Annotated in this window: 1 protein-coding gene; it reads left to right on the top strand. The window is 37.5% G+C overall.

What is annotated here, in order from left to right:
• Window positions 1-1,129: DDE-type integrase/transposase/recombinase (locus tag CXF95_RS26190; protein WP_101201404.1), on the top strand; the 1,129-nt coding region annotated here is incomplete at its 5' end.
• Window positions 1,130-1,171: the final 42 nt, after the last annotated feature.

Raw genomic sequence — 1,171 nt, 5'->3', positions numbered from 1 at the left:
AAAAACATTGATAAAATTTCGCTATATCACGTTAAAAAAAACCGACAAAGGGATCGTCAATCAATACCTTAAAAAGGTGACAGGCTACTCGCGGCAGCAACTCACTCGATTGATAAAACAATACAAGGACGTCGGCAGAATTAACTGGCAACCTTGCCGAACTAACGGCTTTTCAACCATTTACAGTACAAAGGATATTAAGCTACTGGCTGAAATGGACGCAAGGCATGATGATATCTGTGGTCATGCCACTAAAAAGCTGTTGGAGCGTGCCTACAATACGTTTGAGCAATCAGAATACCAAATGCTTGCCACTATCTCTGTTTCACATTTATATAACTTGAGGCACTCTCAAGGCTACCAAAAACAACGCAGACACTTCACAAAAACACAATCAAGACAAGTGCCTATTGGCGAACGGCGTAAACCTCAACCCAACGGCGAGCCTGGCTATATTCGTATTGATACCGTGCACCAAGGAGACCTAGATAAACAAAAAGGCGTGTATCATATTAATGCAGTTGATGAGGTGACACAGTTTGAGGTTGTTTGCTCAGTTGAACGTATTAGTGAGCGTTACCTCATTCCAGTACTAACGCAAATGATGGCCGCATTTCCTTTTATTATCAAAGGGTTTCATTCAGATAATGGCTCTGAATACATCAACAAACACGTGTGTAAATTACTCACCAAACTTGAAATAGAGCTCACTAAATCACGCTCAAGACACTCAAACGATAATGCCTTAGCAGAAAGTAAAAATGCATCAATTGTAAGAAAACAGTTTGGTTACACACATATTCCACAGAAATGGGCACCGTTAATCAATACGTTTAATTTAAAATATCTTTACCCGTATATCAATTATCATAGACCTTGTTTCTTTCCTGAAGTCACCACTGATGATAAAGGGAAACAACGTAAAACTTACCCTTACAAAAGTATGATGACGCCCTATGAAAAACTAAAATCTTTACCCAATGCCAAAACATATTTGAAAGCAGACTTTCATTTTGAAATACTAGATGAGCAAGCTATGGAAATGACAGATAATGCTTGTGCTGAATTACTTCAAAAAGAACGTAATGAATTATTTAACCAGATCTTTGAACAGAATAAACGAGCCTAAAAATTTACTTACTTAAGACTCATTTGTTAATTGGAATATACT

Origin of the sequence: Paraglaciecola sp. MB-3u-78, from assembly GCF_002835935.1 — a bacterium.
Taxonomy (GTDB): Bacteria; Pseudomonadota; Gammaproteobacteria; order Enterobacterales; family Alteromonadaceae; genus Paraglaciecola.
This window is presented reverse-complemented; position numbering and strand designations above follow the sequence as displayed.